General features: G+C 32.9%; 4 protein-coding genes and 2 tRNA genes. All 6 read right to left on the bottom strand.

The window, feature by feature from the left end:
- Positions 1–1,092: 1,092 nt before the first annotated feature.
- Positions 1,093–1,169: transfer RNA gene (locus H2650_RS04210), tRNA-Asp, on the bottom strand.
- A 235-nt stretch (positions 1,170–1,404) separates the two neighbouring features.
- Positions 1,405–1,478 (bottom strand) — tRNA-Asp (locus H2650_RS04205).
- A gap of 86 nt (positions 1,479–1,564) precedes the next feature.
- Positions 1,565–2,503 (bottom strand): DUF58 domain-containing protein, encoded by a 939-nt coding sequence (locus tag H2650_RS04200; protein ID WP_188049493.1) that lies wholly within the window; start codon positions 2,501–2,503, stop codon positions 1,565–1,567.
- Positions 2,500–5,070, bottom strand: coding sequence for a M1 family aminopeptidase (locus H2650_RS04195; RefSeq protein ID WP_188049492.1), 2,571 nt, complete (start codon positions 5,068–5,070; stop codon positions 2,500–2,502). The genes H2650_RS04200 and H2650_RS04195 overlap by 4 nt, the downstream gene beginning before the upstream one ends.
- Positions 5,071–5,152: 82 nt before the next feature.
- Positions 5,153–5,470: a thioredoxin gene (gene trxA, locus H2650_RS04190; protein WP_072945763.1), complete on the bottom strand. Its 318-nt coding sequence runs from the start codon at positions 5,468–5,470 to the stop codon at positions 5,153–5,155.
- Positions 5,471–5,784: 314 nt separating this feature from the next.
- Positions 5,785–6,702, bottom strand: a complete 918-nt coding sequence (locus tag H2650_RS04185; protein WP_188049491.1) for an outer membrane beta-barrel protein — start codon at positions 6,700–6,702, stop codon at positions 5,785–5,787.
- Positions 6,703–6,793 lie beyond the last annotated feature (91 nt).

The following is a 6,793-nucleotide window of genomic DNA, read 5'->3' as shown; positions in this document are numbered from 1 at the left end:
ATACGCCATTGCGGGTGCAAAACTACAACGTTTATACCGTTATGCAAGCTTTTTTAATCACTTTTTTTTAACCTTTTACTACTATTTTATTTAAAGAGCTGAAAATCTGATTTTTGAATGTGATATTTTTTTTCTAAACAACTACTCCACTCTTCTAAATGCAATCTAAAAAAGGATTTTATGCCCTTTTATTGGGTTTATACATAACATTTACTCTTCGTAATCCTCCTTAAAGCTACCTATTATATATAGCGTAGTCATTTTAAACGCTTCTATTTTCTTTAATTATTACTATTCTTACCTTATATATAGCTACAACGATACTAGAATTTAGATAAACACCGTTTTGACACCTATATATAAGTAGGAGTTTCTTCTTTAGCACAATCAAATGTCAATATAATATCGCTTAAGCAATTCTCTTTGAAATCTAAAAACACTTAAGGATTGCTATTCTTGTATTATATATAGATAACGCGATACTAGGATTTATAAAACCGCTGTTTTTTACACCTATATATAAGTAGGTGTTTTTTTCTTACCTATATATAGGTGTAGTAATCTTATTGAGCAGACTCAGATCTAGAATAGTAAATTGTTTATTAAGTCTAACCTTTTCTAAACGTCTGAGAAAAACAAAATTGCGTTAGGGATAGCAGTGTAAAGCCCACAGTCAAGTGAAGTGCAACGGAACTTGACGAGGACTTGAAGCGAATAGCCCGACCCATTCTAAAAAAGAGGTTATAACCGAACTCGGATATAGCCTCTTTTTTAGAATGGGAAACGCCAAAAGGAAAATCAATCAAAACGAACGGCTTTTAACGAAAGTATACTTTCTAAAATCCCAACTGAAAATTGCCGTTAATCACGATTCGACAAACTAGATCCTAAAGAATCATAAAATAATGGATAGTAATCTCGAATTTGAGGGTTTTTTAAATTAATTTAAAGAATCCCGATTTTTAGAAATCAAATTAACAACTTTCACTCTAAAAGACTAAATAGCAAGTGCAATGAGTAAATTTCAACATTTGATAGAAATATATTAAACAAAAAAAGTCTTTCTGTTACGAAAGACTTTTTTTTTAATATTGGCGGTCTGGACGGGACTCGAACCCGCGACCCCATGCGTGACAGGCATGTATTCTAACCAACTGAACTACCAAACCAACATTATTTAACTTATATTTTTTTGAAATTTGGATTTTGTTAAATTATAATACTACAAAATCGAATTCCCTTCTCTTTAATCAAAAAAGCTATTCGCCGAAGCGAAAAGCTTTTCATTGGTCTAACTACTAAACCCGCTACGAGTTACAAATTCGTAGCAAACAACACAACTAACGTTAAAAACCTTATGGGGCAAAAAAGCCTTTCTGTTACGAAAGGCTTTCCCCAATATTGCGGTCTGGACGGGACTCGAACCCGCGACCCCATGCGTGACAGGCATGTATTCTAACCAACTGAACTACCAAACCTCTGCGTTATTGCGGTGGCAAAGATACAATAGATTTCCGTTTACGCAAGCCTTTTTTTAAAAAATAATTAATAAATTTTTAATGTTTTAGCCAAAGTTTTGTTTTTCAACTAAGTATGTCGTCATTATTTTTTCAAAACTTTCCTCTACACTAACAGGAATGTACTTAATTCTATTCTGAGAACAGGTTAAAGCTAACTTTTTAAAGTATTTTTCCACCTCTTTTTCGTATTCTTCCTTCACATTATCGGCAAAAACAGCTACTTCTTCTAAGGTTTCTACATCAATAAACTTTCTTGGTGCATTATCAAAGTCAAAACTTCGCTCCGTTTTAGCATCTATAACGTGAAATAAAACAACTTTGTGTTTATTATGTTTTAAATGTTGCAAAGCACTAAACAACGCTTCGTCTTGTACCGCGTTACTTCCTGACTGAAACATATCCGTAAATAAAATAATCATAGAGCGTCGGTGAATCTTCTCGGCTATTTGATGCAAGAAGGTAGTAGTATGTGTCATTTTATGAGTAACAGGCTTTTTAAGCAGGCCTTCTAATGCATTTAATATCATTCTATGATGGCGATCACTCCCTTTTTCAGGCGCATAGTATTCATATTGATCAGAGAAAACACTAAGTCCAATTGCATCACGTTGCTTTTTTAATAAATTCATTAAAACTGCAGAAGCCAATACTGAGAACCCTATTTTGTTCTCAAAAAAATTTTGATTTTCTTTTAGCTTTGGATAATGCATTGACGATGAGTTATCAATAATAATATGACATCGTAAATTGGTCTCTTCCTCAAAGCGTTTGGCATACAGACGATCCGTTTTGGCAAAAAGCTTCCAATCAATATGTTTGGTGCTTTCGCCAACATTATACACTTTATGCTCCGCAAATTCAGCAGAAAAGCCATGAAAGGGACTTTTATGCATTCCTGAAATAAAGCCTTCGACCACTTGATTTGCTAATAATTCTAGATGTTGAAAACTGGAGATTTTCTCTATTTGGGATTCGATTTTCATTCTATTTCCTTTTTAATTTCCTGAGCGCGCGCTAAATTATCAGTAGCCTGCAATAATTTTCTCTTTAGAATTGGACTGAAATTAGGGTTTTGTTTCAAAAAATCACTTACGATTTGAAAAGCTTCTACAGAGGAATATTTACCCACACTGTTAACCAACCAACCTTTTGGAAAAAATATATCTCCTGAAAGTTGTATTTCTTCTATTAAATCTAAACACTCTTTTAAATATTTTTTTGAACTATCCTGACGCAATGGATGATGAATATTGGCCAAAGCTATTTGTACCCAAGCTTCTTTTTCTCTATTCTTTTGCAGTTTAAGTGATTGCATAAAAGAATCTCTAACAGTTACATCATTAGACAATGAGGGAAGAAGGAAATCAAAACGTTTTTGTTTATCCGAGCTTGTAATTGCTTGTCTCGTTTTATACAATATGACATCTGATTTATCATGCTGATATATTGCTAAATCCATAGCCAAATTAGTGTAATCGTTTTCGTTTAACTTAAGATTTGGAATGTTAACTTCTTTATTCCAAATTTGATATAATTTTTCTTTACCTGATTTAGAGTAAGCGACATTTTCAAACAAACCAAATAATGTCTTTTTGATATTCGAAGGTAAATCAGCTTGCAATCTGTTGTAAATTATTGCTTCTAATTCTACTTGCGCTTTATATTGTTGCTTTACAGTTAGAAAATCCCAAAACAATGTACTCAACTGATTGGACAACAACTTCACAATTAACTCATTTTCCTCTACCGCAATTGCTTTTGAAAAACTATCAAAAGCTATTAATGGTTTGATTTTGCCAATTAATGTAGTTTCATAGACATTAATATAACTATAAGCTCTAGCTACTTCGTCCTTTGTATTTTGAATTGCATCAATATTTTTAGTATCAACTGGAAAAACACCATAACCTAAACCGTCATAATTGTAAATAATAGAGACTGGTTTTATCATACCAATTGCTTCAGCAACATTTGTAATCCGATCTTTTACATTCACCTTAATAGTTTTGATAGTATCAGGATATATCAATCCAATTTCAAAAATTTGTGGCCATACGTTCTGCGAACCGTCTTCGGCTTGTTGCTCAATTAAGAAATTCTTTATCTCACCAGTTTCACCATATTCAATTTGATCCTTAAATAAAGCTCTACCCGACTGATTTACCCAAACATCACTCCATTTTTTTATATCAATTGGAGTTTCCTTGTCTAATATCGCTACTAAATTTTCCCAATCTGCATTTGAGTTTGCATATTTCTGTATGTATTTCTGAATTCCTTTTTGAAATACTTCTTTTCCCATCGTTGCTTCTAATTGTCGCATCATAATAGGAGCTTTATTATAAATGATGTTTCCATAAAGAGAACCTGCATCTTTAAGATTCGCTAAGTTCTGACGAATAGGATGCGTTCCTTTGGTTCGATCTTCGTCATACGCACTAGAGTAATGTGTTGCCAAAAACTGCAACTTGTGATTGATTTTTGGAAAAGCTGGATTCATTATTTTATCGGCCATAAAATTAGCAAACACTTCCTTCATCCAGACATCATTAAACCATTTCATAGTGACCAAATCGCCAAACCACATGTGTGAACTTTCATGGGCAATAAGCTTTCCTCTACTTAATTTTTCGCTGTCTGTTGCGCTGTTGTCCAAAAACAACTTCGATTCTCTATATTGAATCGCACCTACATGCTCCATTCCGCCATATTGAAATACAGGAATTGTAGCAAAATCCATTTTTTGGAATGGAAAAGGATGTTGGGTATATTTTTCTAAAAAGGAAATCGCTTGTCGGTGCAAAGTAAAAATAGCATCGGTACTCTCGCTAATTTTTTCGGTATTACTTTCTCGATACAACATAGTCATCGGAAAATTATCTAAATTCTGAGAAATACTTTTAAATTCACCAGCGACAAATGAAAATAAGTATGTGCTCATGCTATCGGATTTACCAAACTGGTATTGCTCAAAATCTCCTTTCTCGATTTTATTGATTAGCGGAGCGCCAGCTAGAACAGACCAACCTTTTGGTGCCGTTATAGAAAGTGTGTAAGTAGCTTTGATATCAGGCTGATCAAAACACGGAAATAAAGTACTTGCTCTATCTGGAACCAATAAAGTGTATAAAAAATCATCGTTTCTATTTAATGATAATTCTCCTGCTATAAAATCAACCTCAACCCTATTTTTACCTTTTACCAAAAACTCTTTAGCTATAATCAAATGCTCTTTTTCGTGAATAATGGCAACTGTTTTTCCATTGACTACAACTGATTTTAGATTTTCTTTCTTTTCATTAAAATCTAAATACAAAGACTGCTGAGTATTGGTAAGATTTAAATTTAAAACAAGATGCGATAGAATAGGAATTTCTTTCTCTTTCGGAATAGCAAATGCTAAATCATAAGAAACGGCAGATACTTGGCTCTTGCGATAAGTTGCTAGTTCTTTAGAAATTCCAGTTTCTAAAGTTACAGTAGTTTTCTTAACCGATTGACAGGAATAAAATACTAAAACAAAACACAATACAAACAAATTGATTTTCATTACAACAGAGATTGGTGTGGGTTAAAAATAAGAAAAGGCTTGACTTTCGCCAAACCTTTCTATATAAATTATAATCTACCGATTACAACAAAGCGTCTAAACTATCTGCGTAAGTTTGTTTAGGAGCAACTCCTACTTGTTTCCCTACTACTTCTCCGTTATGAAAAACCAATACTGTTGGTATGTTTCTCACTCCGTATTTTGCAGCAAATTCTTGGTTTGCATCAACATCTACTTTCCCAATTACTACTTTACCTTCGTATTCAGTACTCAATTCGTCAATGATTGGACCAACCATTCTACAAGGTCCACACCATGCTGCCCAAAAATCTACCATTACTGGTTTGTCTGATTTCAAAACTACTTCTTCAAAAGTAGCATCTGTTATTGCTAATGCCATATTGTTTTTTTTTAGATTTTAAAAGTCCTGAGCGCGTTCAGAACTTGGATACAAATTTAGAAATTAAAAACAAATCAAACACTATTTAAAAATTAGTTTTGATTATAAGTGTATTGTCATTCTTTATAAAAAATGTTTTTTAAATCTATTTATTCAAAATTAGTAGCTATTCCTGCTCTACGCTATATCTTTTAGTCTCTTATTGCTTGTTCCTCGCAACAAGATACTAAAAGGATGCCGCTTCGATCAGGGCTAAAAAAAAGAGGTTGCCAAAAGACAACCTCTTAAATATATTGTTTAAAAAAAGTATTAGATTATAGACTGTATTTCAAACCTAAAGTAAAACCTAAACCAGAAATACCAACATAAGAACTTAATTCGTCCATTGGTTTAGTTGAATCTAAACCACTTGGATTAGTTGCAGCGTTATTAGATTTAACATCAATTTTATCTTGGTAATTGGTATGAATTTGTGCTTGAGTTCTAGTATTTAATCTATCAGTACCGTTTATTGTAAACTCAGTTGTTTCTTTTGTTTTACCATGAACAGTAAAGTTACGATACTCTAGTTCAGCATAAGCAGAAATATTTTTACCTAACTTGTAAGATGTTCCTAAAGCAGACATAAAACCAACAGTTGGATTTGGTTTTACTTTATCAACGCTGTGAATCTTTCCAAAAGCAGTTGGAGCACCTGATGGAGCAAAAGCTATCGGTGCATTCGCATCAGAAGTAATTTCTAAATCACCGTGAATAGGCACTAAAATACCTACTTTTGTGTAAGGCTCAAAACCTTTGTGCTCTCCTAAAAACAATACTAATGCAGGAGCTAAATCAAAAGCAGTAATTTGACCTACTGATTCAAAATTATAAACACCAGCTGGAGTAATTGGCACATCAGAAACTGTTTTTGCCATAGTTTTATCAGTACTATTATAGTAGTTAACACCCATTTCTACTCCTAAACGAGTATTAAAACGGTAACCTGCTGTAAAACCAGTTCTAAAACCTTCTCCAAAAGATCCAGTAACGCTTTCTTCAGAAACTAATTTTCCTCCAACATACACTTTACTTAAAGCTGCGTTACCACCTACTGTAGGAAATTCCGTAGCTGCAGTTTGTGTAAAGTAAGATCCGCCTAATTTAAAATACCAGCTTTCTTGTTTGTCAGTTTGCCCCATCATAGTCAAAGAGCAAGCCATAAATCCTAATAAAAAAAGGTTCTTTTTCATAATTTTATTTTTTTTTTAACACAAATTTAATTAATTTCACTCATAGCGCATCTGCATTTACTAAATAAATACACACATAAAAACAAATTAA

It is taken from the genome of Flavobacterium sp. GP15, from assembly GCF_014281985.1.
Classification (GTDB): Bacteria; Bacteroidota; Bacteroidia; order Flavobacteriales; family Flavobacteriaceae; genus Flavobacterium; species Flavobacterium pygoscelis.
The sequence above is the reverse complement of the archived record's forward strand: the minus strand, read 5'-3'. Positions and strand labels throughout refer to the sequence as shown.